This window comes from Micromonospora sp. 050-3, from assembly GCF_046549335.1.
GTDB lineage: Bacteria > Actinomycetota > Actinomycetes > Mycobacteriales > Micromonosporaceae > Micromonospora > Micromonospora trifolii.
Genome location: NZ_JAJPVX010000002.1, coordinates 1768303 through 1789903, shown reverse-complemented (window position 1 = coordinate 1789903; position 21601 = coordinate 1768303). Strand labels below are relative to the sequence as shown.

The 21601-nt window shown below is 72.1% G+C and carries 15 protein-coding genes; 5 read left to right on the top strand and 10 right to left on the bottom strand.

What is annotated here, in order from left to right:
• Positions 1–23: 23 nt before the first annotated feature.
• From ACLJOK_RS23305 to ACLJOK_RS23290, 4 genes are all read right to left on the bottom strand, one after another.
• Positions 24–755, bottom strand: coding sequence for a gamma-glutamyl-gamma-aminobutyrate hydrolase family protein (locus ACLJOK_RS23305; RefSeq protein WP_410820765.1), 732 nt, complete (start codon positions 753–755; stop codon positions 24–26).
• A 20-nt stretch (positions 756–775) separates the two neighbouring features.
• Positions 776–1543, bottom strand: coding sequence for a 3-oxoacyl-ACP reductase (locus ACLJOK_RS23300; RefSeq protein WP_030489498.1), 768 nt, complete (start codon positions 1541–1543; stop codon positions 776–778).
• A 5-nt stretch (positions 1544–1548) separates the two neighbouring features.
• Positions 1549–2922 (bottom strand): aldehyde dehydrogenase family protein, encoded by a 1374-nt coding sequence (locus ACLJOK_RS23295; protein ID WP_410820764.1) that lies wholly within the window; start codon positions 2920–2922, stop codon positions 1549–1551.
• Between the two features lie 111 nt (positions 2923–3033).
• Complete coding sequence (locus ACLJOK_RS23290; RefSeq protein WP_410820763.1) at positions 3034–4398, bottom strand: glutamine synthetase family protein; 1365 nt, start codon at positions 4396–4398, stop codon at positions 3034–3036.
• A 90-nt stretch (positions 4399–4488) separates the two neighbouring features.
• Between ACLJOK_RS23290 and ACLJOK_RS23285 the strand changes: the two genes are divergently transcribed.
• Positions 4489–5631 (top strand): PQQ-dependent sugar dehydrogenase, encoded by a 1143-nt coding sequence (locus ACLJOK_RS23285; RefSeq protein WP_410820762.1) that lies wholly within the window; start codon positions 4489–4491, stop codon positions 5629–5631.
• A gap of 18 nt (positions 5632–5649) precedes the next feature.
• On the opposite strand, the gene ACLJOK_RS23280 is transcribed toward ACLJOK_RS23285, so the two are convergent.
• From ACLJOK_RS23280 to pcaF, 5 genes are all read right to left on the bottom strand, one after another.
• The gene (locus ACLJOK_RS23280; RefSeq protein WP_410820761.1) at positions 5650–7236 is read right to left on the bottom strand and encodes an amino acid permease; all 1587 of its coding nucleotides are present in this window, start codon (positions 7234–7236) and stop codon (positions 5650–5652) included.
• 426 nt (positions 7237–7662) lie between these two features.
• Entirely contained in the window at positions 7663–8163 is a 501-nt protein-coding gene (locus ACLJOK_RS23275) for a DUF456 domain-containing protein (RefSeq protein WP_238679981.1), read from the bottom strand.
• A gap of 125 nt (positions 8164–8288) precedes the next feature.
• On the bottom strand, positions 8289–10505 hold the full coding sequence (locus ACLJOK_RS23270) for a putative bifunctional diguanylate cyclase/phosphodiesterase (RefSeq protein WP_410820760.1): 2217 nt from the start codon (positions 10503–10505) through the stop codon (positions 8289–8291).
• 4 nt (positions 10506–10509) lie between these two features.
• Positions 10510–11328 (bottom strand): SAM-dependent methyltransferase, encoded by an 819-nt coding sequence (locus tag ACLJOK_RS23265; protein WP_410820759.1) that lies wholly within the window; start codon positions 11326–11328, stop codon positions 10510–10512.
• Between the two features lie 104 nt (positions 11329–11432).
• Positions 11433–12638 carry a 3-oxoadipyl-CoA thiolase gene (gene pcaF / locus ACLJOK_RS23260; protein ID WP_410820758.1) on the bottom strand — a complete coding sequence of 402 codons (1206 nt, stop codon included), beginning with the start codon at positions 12636–12638 and terminating at the stop codon, positions 11433–11435.
• Positions 12639–12745: 107 nt separating this feature from the next.
• Here pcaF and ACLJOK_RS23255 point away from each other — a divergent pair, with 107 nt between their 5' ends.
• The 4 genes from ACLJOK_RS23255 to ACLJOK_RS23240 all read left to right on the top strand — a co-directional run bounded on the left by ACLJOK_RS23255 (position 12746) and on the right by ACLJOK_RS23240 (position 16985).
• On the top strand, positions 12746–13711 hold the full coding sequence (locus ACLJOK_RS23255) for a glutathione S-transferase family protein (RefSeq protein ID WP_410820757.1): 966 nt from the start codon (positions 12746–12748) through the stop codon (positions 13709–13711).
• Positions 13704–14387: a DUF998 domain-containing protein gene (locus ACLJOK_RS23250; protein ID WP_410820756.1), complete on the top strand. Its 684-nt coding sequence runs from the start codon at positions 13704–13706 to the stop codon at positions 14385–14387. Before ACLJOK_RS23255 ends, ACLJOK_RS23250 begins: the two co-directional genes overlap by 8 nt.
• Before the next feature lie 168 nt (positions 14388–14555).
• A complete protein-coding gene (locus ACLJOK_RS23245) occupies positions 14556–15848 on the top strand; it encodes a dicarboxylate/amino acid:cation symporter (RefSeq protein ID WP_410821570.1) in 1293 nt (430 codons plus the stop codon).
• A 69-nt stretch (positions 15849–15917) separates the two neighbouring features.
• Positions 15918–16985, top strand: a complete 1068-nt coding sequence (locus tag ACLJOK_RS23240; protein ID WP_410820755.1) for an NADH:flavin oxidoreductase/NADH oxidase — start codon at positions 15918–15920, stop codon at positions 16983–16985.
• A 48-nt stretch (positions 16986–17033) separates the two neighbouring features.
• Here ACLJOK_RS23240 and ACLJOK_RS23235 read toward each other — a convergent pair whose 3' ends face one another.
• Positions 17034–20576 carry an ATP-binding cassette domain-containing protein gene (locus ACLJOK_RS23235; RefSeq protein WP_410820754.1) on the bottom strand — a complete coding sequence of 1181 codons (3543 nt, stop codon included), beginning with the start codon at positions 20574–20576 and terminating at the stop codon, positions 17034–17036.
• Between the last annotated feature and the right edge of the window lie 1025 nt (positions 20577–21601).

Below are 21601 nucleotides of genomic sequence, written 5' to 3'. Positions count from 1 at the left end.
TCGACCGGCGGGGGCGATCTCAGTCACACCCGCCGGCCGGCGGCCCGCACCAACGCCGTGATCGGGCGGGGATCCGACTCGTTCTCCGGATGCCACTGCACCCCGAGCACGAACGGCAGGGCCGGGTCCTCAACCGCCTCGACCACGCCGTCCCCCGCCCAACCGGTCACCGTGAGCCGGCCCGGATCGGCGACCGCCTGGTGGTGGTACGAGTTGACCTGGTCGACCCCGGCCAGCACCGAGGCGGCCAGGCTCCCCGGCGCGAACCGCACCGCGTGCGCCCCGTACACGCCCGGCGCCGGGCGGTGCGCCTCGTGACCCACCACGTCGGGCAGGTGCTGGTGCAGGGCGCCGCCGTACGCGACAGCGAGCAACTGCATCCCCCGACACACACCCAGCACCGGCAGTTCGGCGGCGAGCGCGGCGGCCAACAGTGTCAGCTCGCCGGCGTCCCGGTCCGGCCGGTCCTCGGTACGCGGGTCGGGCGGCTGGCCGTACCGCCCCGGGCCGACGTCCGCGCCACCGGCCAACAGCAGCCCGTCGAGGACGGCCACCACGTCCGCGTCCACGTCGTCCGGCGGCAACACCACCGCCCGGCCACCCGCATCCGCCACCGCCCGCGAGTACGCCTCCGGTACCAGCACCGCCCGCACACCCCGCCAGGCCGCCCAGTCGGCGGGTTCGAGGTACGCGCTGATCCCGATCAGCGGCCTTCTCCTCAGGGCTGGCGCGGTTCGCGACTGCGGGGCTCGCAAAACCGGCTCACTCCTCGCGCTCACAGCGGCGTGACGTAGGCGCCCGTGATCCCGCCGTCGACCACGAACTGCGCGGCGGTCATGAACGAGGCATCGTCGCTGGCCAGGAACGCCACAGCGGCGGCGATCTCCTCCGGTTGCCCGAAGCGACCCATCGGCACGTGCACCAGCCGACGGGCGGCCCGCTCCGGGTCGGCGGCGAAGAGTTCCAGCAGCAACGGGGTGGCCACCGGGCCGGGGCAGAGGGCGTTGACCCGGATGCCCTCGCGGGCGAACTGCACACCCAACTCCCGGGTCATCGCCAGCACCCCGCCCTTGCTCGCGGTGTACGCGATCTGCGACGTCGCCGCACCCATCAACGCCACGAACGAGGCCGTGTTGATGATCGAGCCCTTGCCCTGTCGACGCATGTGCGGGATGGCGTACTTGCAGCACAGGTAGACGCTCGTGGTGTTGACCCGCAACACCCGCTCCCACGCGTCCAGGCCGGTGTCCAGGATGGAGTCGTCGTCCGGCGGTGAGATGCCGGCGTTGTTGAACGCGATGTCCACCCGGCCGTGCCGGTCGGCCACCCCGTCGAACAGGTCGCGTACCGCCGACTCGTCGGCCACGTCGGTGGCCACGAACTCGCCGCCGCACTCCTCGGCGGCCTTCGTACCGGCCGCCGCGTCGATGTCCACGCAGACCACCCGGGCCCCCTCGGCGGCGAACCGCCGCACGGTGGCCAACCCGATGCCACTGCCCGCTCCGGTGACCACTGCCACCCGGTCCTGCAACCGACCCTGCACTGGCGTCACTCCTCTGTCGCGATGAACACGTTCTTGACGTCCGTGAAGGAGTGCAGCGCGTCCGGGCCCAGCTCACGGCCGAGCCCGGAGCGCTTCATCCCGCCGAACGGGGTCCAGTAGCGCACCGAGGAGTGCGAGTTGACGCTGAGGTTGCCGGAGTCGACGGCGCGGGCCAGGCGCAGGGCCCGACCCACGTCCCGGGTCCAGATCGAGCCGGACAGGCCGTACTCGGTGTCGTTGGCGAGCCGGACCGCGTCCGCCTCGTCGTCGAACGGCAGTACCGAGACCACCGGGCCGAAGATCTCCTCCCGCCAGTGCCGGTCGGCCGGCGAGTCGGCCAGCAGCACGGTGGGCGCGTGCCAGAACCCGGGGCCGTCGGGGCAGGAGCCGGTAAAGGCGACGGTCGCCCCAGCGAGGTGACCGGCTACCCGGTCCCTGTGGGCGGCGGAGATCAGCGGGCCCATCTCGGCGGTGTCGCGGGACGGGTCCTCGACGCGCACCGCTCGTACCGCCGGTTCGAGCAGTTCCAGGAACCGGTCGTACACCGAACGCTGGACCAGGATCCGCGACCGTGCGCAGCAGTCCTGGCCGGCGTTGTCGAAGACCGCGCCCGGCGCGGTAGCGGCCGCGCGTTCCAGGTCGGCGTCGGCGAACACGATGTTCGCGCTCTTGCCGCCCAACTCCAGGGTGAGTCGCTTCACCTGGGCGGCGCAGCCGGCCATGATCCGGGTGCCGATCTCGGTGGAGCCGGTGAAGCAGATCTTGCGGACCGCCGGGTGGCTGACGAACCGCTCCCCCACCACCGAGCCCTCGCCCGGGATGACGGTGAAGACGCCGTCGGGCAGGCCCGCCTCGCGGGCCAGTTCGGCCAGGCGCAGCGCGGTGAGCGGGGTCAGTTCGGCGGGCTTGAGCACCACTGTGTTGCCAGCGGCGAGCGCCGGAGCGAACCCCCAGGCGGCGATCGGCATCGGGAAGTTCCACGGCACGATCACGCCAACCACACCGAGTGGCTCGTGGAAGGTGACGTCCAACCCGCCGGACACCGGGATCTGCCGCCCGGTCAACCGCTCGGGCGCGCCGGCGTAGTAGTCCAGGACGTCGCGGACGTTGCCCGCCTCCCACCGGGCGTTGCCGATGGTGTGCCCGGAGTTCCGCACCTCCAGCAGGGCCAGCTCGTCCAAATGGGCGTCGACCACGGCGGCGAACCGCCGCAACAACCGCGCCCGATCCCCCGCCCCCACCTGACGCCAGGTCTCAAAAGCGGCAGCCGCCCGCGAGATGGCGGAGTCCACCTCGTCCACCGAGGCCGCGGCAATCTCCCGAAATTTCACCCCGCGAGCCGGGTCCACCAGAACCGTCACACGCCCACCCCTGCCCATTCCAGTCGATCATGGAGTTGTGGTGCCCCACAAAAGCTGCCTCGACCGACATTCCGCCCACCACAAGTCCATGATCGGCGCGGGCAGGGCGCGGGCGGGAGCGGCACGTGGTCAGAGGCGTTCGAAGCCACGGGTCAGCTCCCAGTCCGTCACCGCGGCGTCGAAGGCGGCCAGCTCGACTCTCGCCTGGTTGGCGTAGTGGGCCACCACCTCGGGGCCGAACGCCTGCTGGGCGACCGTGGAGTTCTCCCAGAGGGTCAGGGCGTCGCGCAGGGTGCCGGGGACCCGCTCGGCCTCCGGGTCGTCGTACGCGTTGCCGGTGCACTCCGCGCCCAGCTCCAGCTCGCCGTCGATGCCGTGCAGCGCCCCGGCGACCAGCCCGGCGATCGCCAGGTACGGGTTGACGTCGGCGCCGGGCACCCGGTTCTCCACCCGCATGCCCTGCCCGTGCCCGACCACCCGCAGTGCGCAGGTGCGGTTGTCGACACCCCAGCGCAGCGCGGTCGGGGCGAACGATCCCGGCTGGTAGCGCTTGTAGGAGTTGATGTTCGGGGCGAAGAGCAGGCTGAACTCCCGCATGGTGGCCAGCAGCCCGGCGAGCACCCGCTGCCCGGTCTGCGACAGGTGCGCCGGCCCGTCGCCGAGCATCGCCGACGAGCCGGACTCGTCCCGCAGTGAGAAGTGGATGTGGCAGGAGTTGCCCTCCCGCTCGTTCGGCTTGGCCATGAAGGTGATCGCCATCCCCTCCTGGGCGGCGATCTCCTTGGCGCCGTTCTTGTAGATCACGTGGTGGTCAGCGCAGGCCACCGCCTCGTCGTACCGGAAGGCGATCTCGTGCTGCCCGAGGTTGCACTCGCCCTTGGCGCTCTCCGGGGTGAGCCCCGCGCCGGCCATCTCGACGCGAATGCGGCGCAGCAGCGGCTCCACCCGGGCGGTGCCGAGCAAGGAGTAGTCGACGTTGTATTGATTCGCCGGGGTGAGGTCGCGGTAGCCACGCTGCCAGGCGTCCTCGTACGAGTCGCGGAACAGCACGAACTCCAACTCGGTGCCGGCGTACGCGGTCAGCCCGTGCTCGGCCAGCCGGTCCAGCTGCCGGCGCAGGATCTGCCGGGGCGAGGCGACCACATCACCCGAGCCGTCGAGCCAGGCCAGGTCGGCCAGCAGCAGTGCGGAGCCGGGCTGCCAGGGCATCCGGCGCAGGGTGGCGAAGTCCGGCACCATCGCGAAGTCGCCGTAACCGCGTTCCCAGCTCGACATCGCGTACCCGTCGACGGTGTTCATGTCGACGTCCACGGCGAGCAGGTAGTTGCAGCCCTCGCTGCCGTGCTCGGCCACCTGGTCGAGGAAGAACGGCGCGTGAAACCGTTTGCCCTGCAAGCGGCCCTGCATGTCGACCAGGGCCAGCACCACCGTATCGATCTCGCCGGCTTGGACGGCGACCCGCAACTCTTCCAGCGAAAACGGCGTTCTGCTCATCAGGGGGCCTCCATCACCAAGGTCTACTGGCAATCCGGATCACCGTCAATGCCCCCGGCCCGGTCGGCGGCAAACCCGCGAGGAGCTGTCATGCGTCTTCGAGCAATCCTGGCCGTCGCCGTCCTCGTCACCGGGCTGGGCACGGTTAAGGCCGAGGCGGAGGCGCAGCCAACGCCTGGGCCGGTCATCGCACTGGGTGCCGGCGGTTTCGACTTCACCGACCCGGAGGTCGTCGCAACGGGTCTCGACGTCCCCTGGGGGCTCGACTTCCTTCCTGACGGCAGCGCCCTCGTGGCGCAGCGCGACCTGGGCACCGTGGTGCGGATACGACCAGGGCAGCCTCCCGTGCAGGTCGCCCGGATCCCCGGGGTGGTCGCCGGCGGCGAGGCGGGGCTGCTCGGCCTGGCCGTCTCCCCCCGCTACTGGCTGGACAGGTGGGTGTACGTCTGCTTCACCACCGCCTCCGACATCCGGATCACGCGGTTCCGGCTCAGCACGCCGCAGACCCAGCAGGTGATCCTCAGCGGGCTCACGCGGGCGTCGGTACACAACGGTGGGCGGATCGCCTTCGGCCCGGACGGGCTCCTGTATGCAGGCATCGGCGACGCCGGTGTCGCCTCCAACGCGCAGAACCTGGCCAGCCGCAACGGCAAGGTCCTGCGGGTCCGGCCGAACGGCGGCATCCCGGCGAACAACCCGTTCCCCGGCTCGCCGGTCTACAGCTACGGGCACCGCAACGTGCAGGGGTTGGCCTGGGACCCGCGCGGTCGTCTGTTCGCCACCGAGTTCGGTCAAGCCACCTGGGACGAGGTCAACGTCATCGTCCGGGGCGGCAACTACGGCTGGCCGATCGTGGAGGGCCCGAGCAACGACCCCCGGTTCCGCGCCCCGGTGGTCGTCTGGCCGCCGGCGCAGGCGTCGCCGAGTGGTGCCGCCTTCACCAACGGCACCCTGTTCGTCGCCGCTCTGCGAGGCACACGGCTCTGGACCGTGCCGGTGAGGGCCTCCGGACAGGTTGGCACCCCGGTCGCCGAGCTCGTGGGCGCCTACGGCCGCCTTCGTACCGTCGTCGCAGCACCGGACGGCTCGCTCTGGGTGGCCACCAGCAACCGCGACGCCAATGGCACGCCGGCGCCGGCGGACGACCGCATCCTGCGGTTCACGACCGGCGAGCGGCAGCCGCCGCCCGCCGGCCGTGCCGGATCCCACGCCGTTGACGCGGCGCAGCCCTGACCCACCGCTGGACACCGGTCATTCCGACCCGTCGACCGCCGCCGACCGTCGTTCGTCAGCGGGTTCCTCGACGGTACGAACCGGGCCGGTGAACCACTTGCGGGCCGAGGCGTACCACCAGACGGCGACCACCAGTAGCACCCCGCCGACGGCGAGCGGCGCGTAGTTCACCGCCGACCAGGTGAACCCGTCGTTGCCGGGCACCCCGGCGGGCACGATCGGCAGCACGAAGTAGACGGCGATGATCGCGATCTCGATCACCGCGATCCAGCCGAGCAGCTTGTACTTGCGGCCCAGCGTCCACGGCCCGGGGACGAACCGGTCGCCCATCCGCAGCCGGAGCGCGATCGGGATGAGGAACGACAGGTAGAGCCCGAGCACCGCGACGGAGACGACCGCATAGAAGGCGATCGGGATACCGGCGGAGCTCTCGTACAGCGCCGGCAGGGTCAGCACCAGGCCGGCCAGTGTGGCGCCGATGATCGCGTTGACCGGTGTGCCGTTGCGGTCGACCTTCGACCACAGCCGCCATCCGGGTACGGCACGGTCCCGGCTGAACGCGTACGCCATCCGGCTCATCGAGGTAACGCAGCTCATGCCGCAGAAGAACTGACCGATGGTCGAGATGATGATGACGATCTTGAAGAAGACCGGGGTCAGCGCGGACTCGAAGATGGCCCCGGAGAAGCCGCCCGCGGCGTTGACCGCCTCGACGTCGGTGGCCGCGAAGAGGAACGCCAGCAGCAGGATCCAGCCGCCGACCGCCGAATAGAAGATCGACTGCCAGAGTCCGCGGGCCGCTGCCTGTGAGGCGCCCCGGGTTTCCTCGGAGACGTGCGCGCAGGCGTCGAAGCCGGTGATCGTGTACTGGGTCAGCAGGAAACCCAGCGGCAGCACGTAGAACCAGAACGTCAGCCCGCCGATGTCCCCGTCGCCGAAGCCGGAGTTGTTGAACCGCTCGGTGAACACGAACTGGAAGCTCTGGTGGTTGTCGGGCACGAAGACCAGGATGGCCACCACGACGGCCGCGCCGGCCACGTGCCACCAGACCGAGACGTTCTGGAGTACGTCGATGATCCGGTGCCCGAAGATGTTGATCATCCCGTGCAGCACCAGGATGATCACGAAGAGGATGAACGCCTGACGCAGCGTCCCGGCCCAGCCGTCGAAGAGCGCCGACAGGGTGAGGTTGAGGAACGTCGCACAGCCGTAGTCGACCGAGGCGGTGACCGCCACCAGACCGATCAGGTTCAGCCAGCCGGTGAACCAGCCGTGCACCGGGCGGCCCATGGTGGCCGCCCACCAGTAGATCCCACCAGCTGTCGGGTACGCCGACACCAGCTCCGCCATGCAGAAGCCGATGATCAGGATGAACAGCGAGATCAGCGGCCAGCCCCAGGAGATGGCGACCGGCCCGCCGTTGTTCCACGCCTGACCGAAGGTGGTGAAACAGCCGGCCAGGATCGAGATGATCGAGAAGGAGATGGCGAAGTTGGAAAAGCCACTCCACTTGCGGCGCAACTCCTGTTTGTAGCCGAGTTCGGCGAGCCGCCGGGCGTCGTCGTCCAAAGGTTGCTCGGCGGTCGGCACGGGCGTCGTAGCCACTGCACACCTCCCTGAGGTGGTTCCGCGTGCGAGTGGGCAAAGTGTCGACCCGGCCGATCAAGGCGGTCAATACGTAGTAGGTGGGAATCTCACCACCGTCGGGCTAATTGCGTTGCCGACCGGCCGCCCCGGCCGGCATCCTGGACCGGTGACCAGGCCCGACAAGGGCCCAACCCGGGCGCTCGGACCGCCCGACCCGGTGGCGCGGGGCACGCCTCTCTCTCACGTACGGCCACTCCGCCGTACCCAAAAAAGTGCCCCGCGCCCCACCCCACCCCCGCGCCCCCTGCGCACCCGCCCTCCGCCCCGCCGATCTTGCAGTTTCGGTCGTCGATATCGGCGGGATGTCCCATATGCCGGCGCAGTAAGTGCAAGATCGCGGGGCAGGGCCGGGGGCGGGGCAGGGTCGGGGCGGTGGGTGGGGGGTCAGGTCAAAAGGAGGCCGGCTACCCAAAGGGCCGCGACCACGAGGCCGGCCAGGAACTCCACCAGCATCGACAGGCCGGCGGCCTTCAGGGCCTGCACCGTGGAGGGCCACGCGAGCTGGTTGCTGCCCAGCCGAAGCCGTTCGGCCGCCCACACCCCGGCGACGAAGCCGAGCACCAGGCCGACGACCGGCACCACGAAAAAGCCGATGATGCCGAGCACCCCGCCGGCGAGCAGCGTGGACGTCGGCACACCGGTGCGCTTCAGGTTCCGGCCCGGCCACGCGTACTTGATCACGGCGCCACCCCCGGCGACCAGCGTGGCGGCGGCGAACACCGCCCAGCCACCCAGGCCGGCGCCGCCGAAGACCGCCCAGAGCAGCACGCCGCCCCAGCACAGCGGCAGCGCCGGCAGACCGGGCACCACCACGCCGGCCAACCCGGCCAGGATGGCCAGGCCGGCCACCACTGTCACCGCCGTCTGCGAGTCCGTCAGGTCCACGCCGCCACCCTCCGTCGCCACCCTCCGGATCGAAACAATCCCTCACTCACGCCAGCACTCCACTCGCTCCTTGCTGTCGCTTCGCGCCACGCTGCTGTGCCTGCTGGTTCGCTCGCTGCGCTCGCTCACGCCAGCACCCCGCCGCGCAGCCGGGCCGTGATCACGTCGGCCGGGGCCGGTGCACCGAAGTACCGGCCCTGCCCGGTGTCGCAGCGCAGCGCCCGTAGCCGTTCCGCCTGCACGCCGGTCTCCACCGCCTCGGCCGTGACCCACAACTCCAGGGCATGCGCCAACCGGACCAACGCGTCGACGATCCGTTCGTCGCGGTGGTCGGCCGCCACGTCGGTCCCGTCCGCGCGGATGCCCTCGACGAACGGACCCGCGAGCTTCAGGCAGTGGATCGGCAACCGGCGCAGGTACGCCAGGTTGGAGTACCCGGTGCCGAAGTCGTCCACGGCCAGCCGGACGCCGAGCGCGGCGAGCCGGTGCAGGCTGCGCAGGGGTTCACCGGCGCTGCCCATCACGGCGCTCTCGGTCAGCTCCAGTTGGAGCAGCTCGGCGGGCAGCCCGCTGGTCTGCAACGCGTCGGCGACGGTGTCCACGATGGCCGGTTCGTCGGCCTGCCGGGCGGCCAGGTTGACGCTGACGACCAGCCTGGCGTCGGGGAACTCCCGCCACCACCGTTCGGCGTCTTCGCAGGCCCGCCGCAGCACCCACTCGCCGAGCCGGACGATCAGACCGGTCTCCTCGGCCAGGCCGATGAACCGGTCCGGCCCGATCAGGCCCAGCTCCGGATGCTCCCAACGCACCAGTGCCTCCACGGCGAGCATGGTGCCCTCCAGCAGCGACACGATCGGTTGGTAGTGCAGCACGAACTCGCCCCGGTCCAGTGCGGCGGGCAGCCCGGCGACCAGCGCCGAGCGGGCGATGTCCCGCGCGCCGCGCTCCGGGTCGTAGACCGCCCACCGGCCCCGGCCCGCCGCCTTGGCCCAGTAGAGCGTGGTGTCCGCGGCCTTCATCAGCTCGGACGCGCTGGTCTCCGAGGCCGGGCATTGCACGATGCCCACACTGGCCGAAACGGCCAACTGGTGCTCACCGACGTGGACCGGGGCCGCGACGGCGGCCAGTGCGGCCTCCGCGACGGCGACCGGGTCGTCGGTGTCGTCCCCTCCGTCGACGAGGATCACGAACTCGTCGCCCCCCATCCGGGCGACCAGGTGGCCGTGGTCGGCGACGCACGCGGCCAGGCGTCGGCCGATCATCACGAGCAGCCGGTCACCGAGGTCGTGGCCGAGACTGTCGTTGATCGCCTTGAAGCCGTCCAGGTCGAGGAAGCACACCCCGACCTGCTGCCCGACGCCCGCGGTGTCGAGCACCCGTCCCAACGTCTCGAAGAACAGCGTCCGGTTGGGCAGCCCGGTCAGCGGGTCGTGCAGCGCCTGGAAGCGCAGCCGCTGCTGGAGTTCGTACCGCTCGGTGATGTCCTCGATCATCGCGACGGTGAATCGCGGCCGGCCCTCGTGTCGGATCAGCGAGACGGCCAGATCCGTCCAGACCACTGTGCCGTCCTTGCGGTGGTAGCGCTTCTCCACCCGGGCCGCGTCGTGCTTGCCCTCGATCATCTCCTGGTAGAGGTCCCACATCCCGGCCGCGTCGTCGGCGTGGAACAGCGCCGCCACGTTGATCTCGCGCAACTCCTCGATCGAGTAGCCGAGCATGTCGGCGAACGCCTGGTTGACGTCGATGATCCGACCGTCCACGCCGGCGATCCCGATCCCGACCGCGGCGCCGGTGAACACCGCCCGGAACCGTGCCTCGCTCGCACGCAGCGCCTGCTCGACCTCGTCGCGCGCCTGCCAGGCCGACCGGGCGATCCGCTCCTGCTGGCTGAAGGTGCGGTCGCGCAGCGCACGGGCGAACCCGGCGGCCAGCCCGCCCTGCACCGCCGCGACCCGGTCGGCGAGGTCGGCCGGCCAGTCACCGTCGCCCAGTACCTGACGCCCGAAGGTCGCGCCGAGCGCATGCAGCGTCCACTCCAGGGCCTGCGGCTCGGTGATCTGCGCCTCCACCAGGGCCCGCCCGACCTCCTCGGCCGGGTGAGCGCTGAACGGCTCGGTCCGTACCGCCTGGGCCAGCCGGCGCGTGTGCGCCAGCAGCAGCCGCTCGGTCTCGGCCACGCTGAGCGGCACGAAACCGAGCCGGCGCACCGCGCGGGCCCAGTCGGCGGCGTACCCCTGGGCGTCCGCCCGACCGGCGTCGACCCCGGCGGGGTCCCGGCCGGAGTTGACCCCGGCGGGGTCCCGGCCGGCGTCGACCCCGGTCGGGTCCGGGACGGCGGCCACGAGATCAGCCGGCGGGCTGGTCGTACCGGGCGACGCCCCCGAAGGCGCCGAACCGCTCCGGGTGCTCGTCCACGTCGGACGGTGAGTCCGGGCGCCAGAGCGGCATGTGCACAACGCCCGGTTCCAGGACGGTCCAGTCGCCGAAGAAGCCGGTGACCTGTGCGCGGGAGCGCAGGGTGATTTCGGTGGCGGTGCGGGCGGAGAGGCGCTGGGCGTCCAGCATCTCCTGCGGCTGGTCCTCGAAGGTGGAGTGTGAGACGACCAGGAAGCTGCCCGGCGCGGCGGCGGCCCGCAGGGTGGCCAGGATCGCCTCGGGCCGGTCGGTGTCCGGGATGAAGTGCACCACCCCGGCCAGCAGGATGCCCATCGGTCGACCGAAGTCGATCAGCCCGAGCTGTCGGGTCTCGGCGAGGATCCGCTCCGGCTCACGCAGGTCGGCGTGGATGACCCCGGTCAGCTCGTTGCCGGCCAGCAACTCCCGGCTGTGTGCGACCGCCACCGGGTCGATGTCGACGTACACCACGCGGGCCTTGGGGTTCACCCCCTGCGCCACCTCGTGCACGTTGCCCACGGTGGGAATTCCGGAGCCGATGTCGAGGAACTGGTCGATGCCGGCGTCGAGCAGCACCCGGACGGCCCTGCGCAGGAACTCCCGGCCGGAGCGCATGGTGGCGGCGAGATTCGGGGTCATGCTGGCGATCTGCTCGGCCAACTGCCTGTCGATCTCGAAGTTGTGCGCCCCACCCAGAAAGTAGTCGTACACCCGGGCCGCGCTCGGCCTGGTCAGATCGATCTCGGTCGGCAGTCCGTCCGGCATCAGCATGCTCCCCAGTTCATCGCCGCGTCGCGGGACGGCACCGGCGTCGGGTCGCGCAGCGGGCACGCGTGGGCACCGGTCGACCCGCGGGTCGTGTGGTGTGGACCACTCTAGGCGGCTGACTCCAGCAACAGCGAGATGCCTTGACCAACGCCGATGCACATGGTGGCCAGAGCCCGACGGCCGCCGCGGCGGCGCAGCTCCAGGGCGGCGGTCAGCGCCAGCCGCGCGCCGCTGGCGCCGAGCGGGTGCCCCAGCGCGATGGCCCCACCATTCGGGTTGACATGGTCGGCGTCCACGGGCAGCCCCAGCTCGCGCAGCACCGCCACGGACTGCGCGGCGAATGCCTCGTTCAGCTCCACCACGTCCACCGCGCCCATCTCGACGCCGAGGCGGTCGAGCAGCTTGCGAGTGGCCGGCACCGGACCGATCCCCATGATCCGGGGCGGCACACCGGCCGCCGTCGCGCCGACGATCCGGGCCAGCGGGGTCAGGCCGTACCGGGCAACCGCCGCCTCGCTGGCCACCAGCAGCGCCACCGCGCCGTCGTTGACGCCCGAGGAGTTGCCGGCGGTCACAGTGCCACCGTCGCGGAACGGGGTGGGCAGCGCGGCCAGCTTCGCAAGCGAGGTCTCCCGGGGGTGCTCGTCGACCTCGACCAGCCGGGTCTCCCGACGACCGGCCGGCACGGACACCGCCACGATCTCCTCGGCGAACCGGCCGTCGGCCTGCGCCTCGGCCGCGCGCTGCTGCGACCGGTACGCGAAGGCGTCCTGCTCGGCCCGGCTGACGCCGTACTCGGCGGCCACGTTCTCCGCCGTCTCCGGCATCGAGTCGACCCCCCACCCGTCACGCATCAACGGGTTCACCAACCGCCAGCCCAGTGTGGTGTCGTACACCTCGGCCGAGCGGGAGTACGCCGACGTCGCCTTCGGCATGACGAACGGCGCCCGGCTCATGCTCTCCACCCCGCCGGCGATGACCAGCTCCGCGTCCCCCGCGACGATGGATCGGGCGGCGGTGGCGAGCGCGTCCAGGCCCGAGCCGCAGAGCCTGTTGACAGTGCTGCCCGGCACCTCCTCGGGCAGGCCGGCCAGCAGCGCCGCCATCCGGGCCACGTTGCGGTTGTCCTCGCCGGCCTGGTTGGCGCAGCCGAGCACGACGTCGTCGACCCGGGACCAGTCCACCGACGGGTGGCGGGCGACCAGTTCACGGATCACGTGCGCGGCCAGGTCGTCGGGGCGGACGCCGGCCAGCGCGCCCGCGTACCGGCCGATCGGGGTGCGGACACCGGCCACCAGGTATGCCACGGTCATCGCGAGTCCTTAGGGAGTGCAGACGGCGGGGGGTGGGGCACGCCCACCGGGTCACGAGGGCTGCCGGCCGCCAGGATATCCGCGCCGGCAGCGGATAGGTTGACGGCATGGCCCGGGCCCAGTTCAGCGCAGAGACCAGCGGCGGCGGCGCGTTCGTCCGCCAGCCGAACCGGTTCACCGGTCGGGTCTCCGCCGACTCGACCTCCCCACCCGGCGGCGGCCCGGACGAGCAGGGCCGCTGGCCGCTGGAGGCCGGCCGTTACCGACTGATCTGGTGCCGCGCCTGCCCGTGGGCGCACCGGGCTCGGATCGTGCGTGGCCTGCTCGGGCTGGACGACGCGATCTCGCTGGGCACCGTCGACCCGATCCGGGACGAGCGGGGCTGGGCGTTCGCCCTCGACCCGGACGGCTTCGACCCGGTCCTCGGCGTGAGCTTCCTCTCCGAGGCGTACCTGGCCACCGACCCGGACTACACCGGCCGGGTGACAGTGCCGGCGCTCGTCGACACCCTGACCGGCCGGGTGGTCACCAACGACTATCCGCAGCTCACCCTCGACTTCTCCACGCAGTGGCGGTCGCTGCACCGTGCGGGGGCGCCGGACCTCTACCCGGAGGCACTGCGCCCCGAGATGGACGCGCTGATGGCCGAGATCCACACCGACGTGAACAACGGCGTCTACCGGTGCGGGTTCGCCACCTCCCAGCAGGCGTACGAGGAGGCGTTCCGGGCGCTCTTCGCCCGGCTGGACGCGCTGTCCGAGCGGCTGGCCGGGCAGCGCTACCTGATGGGTGACGCGATCACCGAGGCGGACGTGCGGCTGTTCACCACGCTGGTCCGCTTCGACGCCGCGTACCACGGGCACTTCAAGTGCAACCGCGACAAGCTGACCGAGATGCCGGTGCTCTGGGCGTACGCCCGGGACCTGTTCCAGACGCCGGGCTTCGGCGAGACGGTGGACTTCGACCACATCAAGCGGCACTACTACGGCACGCACCGGGAGATCAATCCCAGCGGCATCGTGCCACTCGGGCCGGACGAGTCCGGCTGGAGCATGCCGCACGGGCGTGGCTGAGCCGGGTCGGCCCGCCGCCCCGACCGTGCCGAGGGCCCGCGGCGACGTCGCCCGCCGGGTCGCCGGGTCCGCCGCGGCCGGCTGCACCCTGGCCGGTGCGGTGGCGGTGACGCTCGCCGTGGTCGCCGGTCCCGGTCCAGGGCTCACCGGGTACGTCAGCGAGGCGGGCATCGCCGGCAGCGCCCACGCCGCGACGTACCGGATCGGGGTCCTGGCCCTTGCCGGCGCGTTGCTGCTGATCGGCGCGGCGCTGCCCCCCGGGGTGTGGGCGGCGGCCCCGGCGCTGCTCGCCACCAGCGCCGTGTTCACCGCCGTGTCCGGGGCGGTGACCTGCTCCGACGGCTGCCCGTTGCCGCCGTTCGAGCGCGCCACGACGGCGGACCTGGTGCACGGCGGCGCGAGCATCGCGGCGACCGCGGCGCTGGTCTTCGCCATGATCACGCTGGCCGTCTCCGGGCCAGCCGGACGGACGGTGCGTCGGCTGGCCGGCGTGGTCGCCGCGCTGGCCCTGCCGCTCTGTGCCACTGTGGGGCTGGCGATGCTCGTGATCGGTCGGGGCCCGGTGGTGGGGGTGCTGGAACGGCTGATCCTCGCTCTCTCGGTGCTGTGGGGCCTGGGCACCGCCACCGCGCTGGCCCTCTGTAAGGAGCCTCACGCCGTCCGGTCCTTCCGATGAGCGGGAATCGGCGTATCGTCGGCCAGCGATGACCAATGTCTGGGGCCTCACTGTCCGCCTGTATGTCGATCTCCGACTGCAGGCCAGTGGCATCTGTCCGGGCTAGCCGCGTTCCTACGCCTGCCCCGATCGGACCGGACAATTGGATACATCCTCATGCCCTTCAGCCTGCGCAAAATTCCCTTCTCCGTGCAGATCCTGCTCGGCCTCGTGCTCGGTGTCGCGCTGGGCTTCCTGGCCCGCAGCAACGACCTGAGCTGGCTGACCAGCACCCTGCACACCGTCGGTAGCCTCTTCGTCCAGCTCCTCAAGCTGGCCGTGCCGCCGCTGGTCTTCACCGCCATCGTGGTCAGCGTGGTCAGCCTGCGCGGCGTCGCCAACGCCGCCCGGCTCGCCGTCAAGACCCTGCTGTGGTTCGGCATCACCGCGCTGATCGCGGTGAGCATCGGCATCGGCCTCGGCCTGCTCACCAACCCCGGCAAGGGCGTGACCCTCGACCTGGGTGGCGCGGCACCGCCGAAGAACACCGGATCGTGGACCGACTTCCTCACCGGCATCGTGCCCACCAACCCGGTCGGCGCGTTCGTCGAGGGCAACGTCCTCCAGATCGTCTTCCTCGCCGTCGTCATCGGTGCCGCGGCCCTGCTGGTCGGCGAGCCCGCCGAACCGTTCGTGGCGCTGAACCGTTCCCTGCTGGAGATCGTCCAGAAGGCGCTCTGGTGGGTCATCCGGCTCGCCCCGATCGGCACCCTCGGCCTGATCGGCAACGCCGTCGCCTCGTACGGCTGGGACCTGCTGGCCCCCCTCGCGAAGTTCACCACCGCCGTCTACGTCGGCTGCGCCATCGTGCTGTTCGTGGTCTACCCGCTGGTGCTGATCCTCGCCGGCCGCCTCAACCCGCTGCGCTTCTTCGCCGGCGCCTGGCCGGCGATCGAGCTGGGCTTCGTGTCCCGCTCCTCGGTCGGCACCATGCCGGTGACCCAGCGCTCCGTCGAGCGTCTCGGTGTGCCCCGCGAGTACGCCTCGTTCGCGGTGCCCTTCGGCGCGACCACGAAGATGGACGGTTGCGCCGCCATCTACCCCGCGCTCGCCGCGATCTTCGTGGCCCAGGTGTTCGGCGTGCAGCTCGGCATCGGCGACTACCTGCTGATCGCCTTCGTCTCGGTGGTCGGCTCGGCGGCCACCGCCGGCCTGACCGGCGCGATCGTGATGCTCACCCTGACCCTCAGCACGCTGGGCCTGCCGCTGGCCGGCGCCGGCCTGCTGCTGGCCATCGACCCGATCCTGGACATGATCCGCACCGCCACCAACGTCGCGGGGCAGGCGCTGGTGCCGACAGTGGTCGCCGCCCGCGAGGGCACCCTCGACCGGGCCGCGTACGAGTCCGCCGGCCGGCGTGACCTGACCGACCCGGAGCCGGTCGCCGACACCCGGCCCGAGCTCACCCCTGTTCCCGCCTGACCGATTCACCAGTACGGCGACGGGCCCCTCTCCCCGGGGGCCCGTCGCCGTGTCGGAGAGGATGACCCCATGAGTTCCCTGTTCACTCCCCTGGCCCTGCGCGGGGTCACACTGCCCAACCGGATCGCCATGGCACCGATGTGCCAGTACTCCGCCGGCCCCGACGGTCTGCCCACCGACTGGCACCTGATCCACCTGGGCAGCCGCGCGGTCGGCGGCGCCGGCCTGGTGCTGACCGAGGCGACCGCAGTACTCCCCGAGGGCCGGATCAGCCCGCAGGACACCGGCCTCTGGTCCGGTGCGCACGTCGACGCCTGGCGACCGGTGACGGCGTTCGTCGCCGCTCACGGCGCAGTGCCGGCCGTACAGCTCGCGCACGCCGGATTCAAGGCCTCCACCTACCGGCCGTGGGCGCCGGAGCGCGGTGGCGTGCCGGACGCCGAGGGCGGCTGGACGCCCGTCGCCCCCGGCTCGGAGCCGTTCACCGCCGACTACCGGACGCCGACCAGCCTCGACGAGGCCGGCATCGCCGGTGTGGTCGAGGCGTTCGCGGCGGGAGCCGTTCGCGCCCTGGACGCGGGCTTCGCCGCCGTGGAGATCCACGCCGCCCACGGCTACCTGCTCAACGAGTTCCTCTCGCCGCTGACCAACCACCGCACCGACGCGTACGGCGGCGACCGGGCCGCCCGGATGCGGCTCACCCTCGAGGTGGCCCGCGCGGTGCGCGCCGCGGTCGGCGAGGACGTGCCGGTGCTGACCCGGATCTCCGCCACCGACTGGGTCGAGGGCGGCTGGACGATCGATGACAGCGTGGCGCTCGCCGGTGAGCTGGCCGGCGTCGGCGTCGACCTGATCGACGCGTCCTCCGGTGGGGTGAGCACGGACCAGCGCATCCCGCTCGGCCCGGGTTACCAGGTGCCGCTGGCCGCCCAGATCCGCCGCGAGGCCGGCGTGCCGACCGGCGCTGTGGGCCTCATCGTGGAGCCCGAGCACGCCGAGCAGATCGTCGCCAGCGGCGAGGCCGACCTGGTGCTGCTGGGTCGGGAGTTGCTGCGCGACCCGTACTGGCCGCGCCGGGCCGCCGCGAAGCTCGGCGTCGCGTACTCCGGGCCCGCCCAGTACGCCCGCGCCGCCTGATCCCGACCGGTCGGGCGGCCGCCGCGTGAGCGGCCGCCCGACCGTCGGTCAGCCGGCCAGGTGCGACCAGTCGCCCTCCAGGTCCTGCCAGGTGCCCTGGGCGGCCACAGTGCCCCCGAGCAGCACCACCACGTGGTCGGCCCGGACCAACGCGGCGCGTTTCGCTGTCGAGCCGACAACCGTCACCCCGTGGCCGCGCAACGCCTGCCACAGCGCCAGCTCGGTGGTGACGTCCAGCGCCGACGACACGTCGTCGGCGACCAGCAGCTCGGTACGTGGGGCCAGCGCCCGGGCCAGCGCCAACCGCTGCAACTGCCCGCCGGAGAGCCGGGTGCCCTTGTGCCCGATGAGCAGGCCCAGCCCGCCACCGGCGGCGGCCAGGTCATGGTCGAGCTGGGCGGTGCTGACCGCCCCCGCCGCGTCCACCTGGTGCCCGAGGGCGATGTTGTCGGCCACAGTGCCGGAGAGCACCCGGGGCAACTGACCGACGTAGCCGACCTGGTTGGGACGCAGGAACAGCTCCGGCTCGGTGACCGGGTCACCGTTCCAGGCCAGCTCGCCGGTGTGGTGCACGATCCCGGCCAGCGCCCGTAGCAACGAGGACTTGCCCGACCCCACCGGCCCGACGACCAGCACCAACTGCCCCCGCTGCACGGTCAGGTCCACGTCCCGGACGGCCACCGTGCCGTCGGAGTGCACCACCCCGAAGCGACGCAGCTCCAGCCGGCGCAGCGGATGCCGGGGCGGCATGGTCGGCGCGGGCGCCGTCCCTGCGGTCAGGTCGACCTCCGGCACCCCCGCGGAGTACGCGCTCACACCGGTCATCGCCGCCGTGCGGCGGGTCCACACCCGCGCCGAGGGCAGCTGCGAGATCAACGACGCCGTCGTCCAGGCGAACCAGCGGGCCGCGCCCAGTGTGGAGACGGCCACCAGCACCGCCCCGGCGGAGAGCGAACCGTTCAGGTAGAGCGCCCAGGCGCCGATCGGCAACAGCCCACTGGCCATCGACGGTGTGGAGCGCGCCCACACCTGCACCGAGATCTCCCGCCGCTGCCGGTCGCTGCGCAGCACGTCCAGGCCGGCCAGATGGCGCAGCACCGCCGCGGTCGCGCCGGCGAGCTTCACCGTCCGCGCCGCGGAGAGCGCGGAGACCAGCGCCGTGGCGAACGCCGCCCGCGCCGCCACCGTCGCCCGGGCCGCGCGCTCCAGCTTCGGCCCGAACAACGTCGCGGCCAGCCCGGAGACGACCATCGTGCCGAGGAAGAACAGCCCGGGTACGACACTGCCGGTGACCGCCGTCATGGCGACCACGAGCACCAGCGCCACGGTCTGGTCCAGCACGTTGTCGGCGAGCTGGACCACCCGCTCGGTGTCCCCACCCTGCGCCACCACCTCGGCGGGAGTGTGGGAGCTGACCCGACGCGGCCCGGTCTGGCCGTGCACCAGGCGAAGGCCGATCCGCAGCATCTGCCGCACCCACCACTGCGGGAACCAGACGTGGGTGTAGAACGGCAGCGGCAGGGTGACCAGCAGCCCGGCGACGATCCCCATCGCCGGCAGGTACGGGTTGCCGGTCCCGTCGACCAGGTCCGCCCAGAGCCAGGGCAGCACCGGGCCATCCAGCCCGAGCAGGCTGAGCCCGAGGAACAGCACGATCGCCGCCGCCCCGTACCGGGGATCGTTGGTGCAGAGTCGGAAGATCTCCCGCAGCGTCCGAGCCGGCGGCACCGGCGGCAGTGGCGGCGGGTCGGCCCGGGTCGGCCCGACCGCGCCCTGCGTGCTGTCCGGCGGTGTCTGCCGCGTGGCCTGCTCATTCGGCTCGACCCGCGTCGGTGCCGGCTCGGTCGGCCAGGGGTCGGCCGGGCCGGGGCCGACCAGCAGGTCAGTGCCGACGCCGGTGCGACCGGTTGGCGCCACAGTGGCGTACGCGGCGGCGTGGCTGGTCGCCAACAGTTCGGCGAAGCGCGTCGACGTCTCCAGCGGACCGGCCTCGACCACAGCGCCGTCGGCCAGGACGACCACCTCGTCGCAGCGGCGCACCGAGGAGAGTCGGTGCGCGATGACGATGCCGATCCGGTCGCGCAGCAGTCGTTCGGTGGCCCGCTGCACCCGTGCCTCGGTGACCGGATCCAGCCGCGCGGTGGCCTCGTCGAGGATCACCACGTGCGGCTCCCGGACCAGGATCCGGGCGAACGCCACCAACTGCTCCTGACCGGCGGAGAGCACATGCCCGCCCTCCCCCAACCGGGTCGTCAACCCGTCCGGCAGCTCGGCGATCCAACCGGCCAGGCCCAGCTCGTCGAGCGCCCTTGCCGCCGCGTCGAGCAACTCCGGGTCGAAGAGCGCCACGTTCTCGGCGAGCGTGCCGGCCAGGATCTCGGTGCGCTGCGGCACCAACGCCACCCAGCGGCGCAACTGCTCGACGTCGAGGTCGCACAGGTCGGTGCCCCCGAGGAAGACAGTGCCCGGCGGCACGTCGACCGCCCGGGTGAGCACCTTCGCCAGCGTCGACTTGCCCGAACCGGTCCGTCCGATCAGCGCGTACGAGCGACCGCGCGCGAAGGTGAGGCTGAGCCCGCGCAGCGCGGCCCCCCGGTCACTTTCGCCGTACCCGAATGTCAGGTCCCGAATGCGCAGGTCACCCTCGCTCGGGCTGGCCCCGCCCACCGGCTCCTGGCGGGCCTTGTAGAGCAACTGCACCCGCGCCCACGCGCCGAGGGCCTCCTGGATCTCCGGCACCATCCGGCTGACGTGCTCCGCGGTCGCCCCGAAGGCCAGGGCGAGCAGCCAGATAGCCGTGAGACGGGCGGCGTCGATGCGGTCGGTGGCCAACGCCCAGGCACCGCCGAGCACCACCGCCCCGATGCCCGCCCGGATCGTCGCGGTGGCCACCGTCGCCACCCGGGCGGACAGCACCCAGACCACCAGGCCCCGGGACAGCACGGCGGCGGCCCGCCGGGCGTACAACTGCAGCACGTACGGCCGCGCCAAACTGGTGCGTACGTCGTCCTGGCCGTGCACCGCCTCCTCCATCACGGCGGCCAGGTCGGACCACGCCTCCTCCTCGGCCATCCGGGCCGGGCCGATCCGTGCCGTGGGCCGGCGCAGGCCGACCGCGAGCACCACAGTGAGCAGCACCATCGCGATCCCCGCCGGCCACCACACGAACAGCGCCACGACCATCGACAGCAGACCGACGCAGAGGCCCTGGGCGAGTCGGGTGCCCTGGTTACGAATTGCCGACGCCACCTGATAGACGTCCCCGTCGATCCGGTCCAGCAACTCGCCCACCGGGGTGGTCTCCAGAGTGGGCAGGTCCTGCCCGAAAGCGACGCGACAGAGCCGGCGACGCACGTCAGCGGACCAGTCGGCGGTCAGACCGGCCATCAGCAGACTCACCGCGAGGTCGCTGAGGACCACGGCGACCAGGGCCACGGCCAGTACGGCGAAGAAGCCCGCCGAGCGATGCACCAGCACCGCGCCGGCCAGCGCCGACGCGCCCGCCTGCCCCGCGGCCCCCAGCACGATCAGGACGGCCACGATCGTCATACGACGGGTCGAAGTACCCCACAGATCACGGAGCAGGCGCATGGGAAGTCCTCCGGGACGTGGGTGGCGGAGACCTCAGCCTGCCGGCACCACCCCGCCAACTCAACCGATTTTCCGGTCCTGAGCAGGGCATCCATCAGTTTCGCCAGCGGCGGCGACCGACCTGCTCGATGCCGCGGCCACAGCCGCGCCGCCCGATGCCTGAACCAGACAGGGGGCACCGAACCGGCGGTTTTCGGGTCAGCCCCGCCAGCCGCGAGGTAGAGCCGGCACGGTGAGCGGACCGAGGCCGATGGTCTCGGGCCACCGCTGCGGTCCCGGCCAGAGCCGGCGCGGTGGGCAGGTCAGTGCCGACAGGCCGGAGCCAAGGCCGGCAGACCCGGATCGAAGCCGGCAGACCCGGATCGAAGCCGGCGCGGTGGGCAGGCCAGGTCCGACAGGCCTGGGTCAGCGCCGGCAGAACGCCTGCGGGGTGCCGGACCCTAGACGTTTTGCCCGATCTGATGCGATCTAGCCAACCGCGACGCCGTCCGGGGCTCCTTGATCGACTCGGGTTCCTTGATGTCGGGGTGTCCGGCCGTCCGGGATGCCCCGACTTCCGTGAACCCGAGTGGATCAGCCCCGTCTGGGGCCGTGCTGGCGGGGCCGTGTGGGCGGTTTGTCCGCTGGGGTGTCGATTGGGCCGGTGACCGGCCGCACCCGTGGGCCGGAATCCTGGCGGGGTCGGGGTCGTTACATACCCTGACGATCGCAGTACCACCGACCCGCCGCCCGAGCGCTGGGGGCTGGTCGCGCAGGTGGGAATGCCAGCCAGCACCCGGTCGTTGCAGTCCCCACGAACGACCGACGGGCACCGCCCCGACGAGGGTGCCAACGGATGGGCCAACCCCGGAATGACCCCGGCCCCCCGGTCGTTACACATGGACCCGGCGCCACGAGCCCTCCGCTCGCCAGGCCGCCGACCCCGACGCCCGACAGGCGTCACCCCCCAGACTTTCCCCCCTTTGTTAGTGCAGCGCCGGACGAGGTGCTCACACCCGTGACTGCCGTTTCCCCGATCGGTATGT

Bases quoted from the DNA above. Each gene is read 5' to 3' on its own strand.
- ACLJOK_RS23295 (WP_410820764.1), bottom strand. From the start codon at position 2,922: ATGGGCAGGGGTGGGCGTGTGACGGTTCTGGTGGACCCGGCTCGCGGG.
- ACLJOK_RS23290 (WP_410820763.1), bottom strand. From the start codon at position 4,398: ATGAGCAGAACGCCGTTTTCGCTGGAAGAGTTGCGGGTCGCCGTCCAA.
- ACLJOK_RS23285 (WP_410820762.1), top strand. From the start codon at position 4,489: ATGCGTCTTCGAGCAATCCTGGCCGTCGCCGTCCTCGTCACCGGGCTG.
- ACLJOK_RS23265 (WP_410820759.1), bottom strand. From the start codon at position 11,328: ATGCTGATGCCGGACGGACTGCCGACCGAGATCGATCTGACCAGGCCG.
- pcaF (WP_410820758.1), bottom strand. From the start codon at position 12,638: ATGACCGTGGCATACCTGGTGGCCGGTGTCCGCACCCCGATCGGCCGG.
- ACLJOK_RS23255 (WP_410820757.1), top strand. From the start codon at position 12,746: ATGGCCCGGGCCCAGTTCAGCGCAGAGACCAGCGGCGGCGGCGCGTTC.
- ACLJOK_RS23240 (WP_410820755.1), top strand. From the start codon at position 15,918: ATGAGTTCCCTGTTCACTCCCCTGGCCCTGCGCGGGGTCACACTGCCC.
- ACLJOK_RS23235 (WP_410820754.1), bottom strand. From the start codon at position 20,576: ATGCGCCTGCTCCGTGATCTGTGGGGTACTTCGACCCGTCGTATGACG.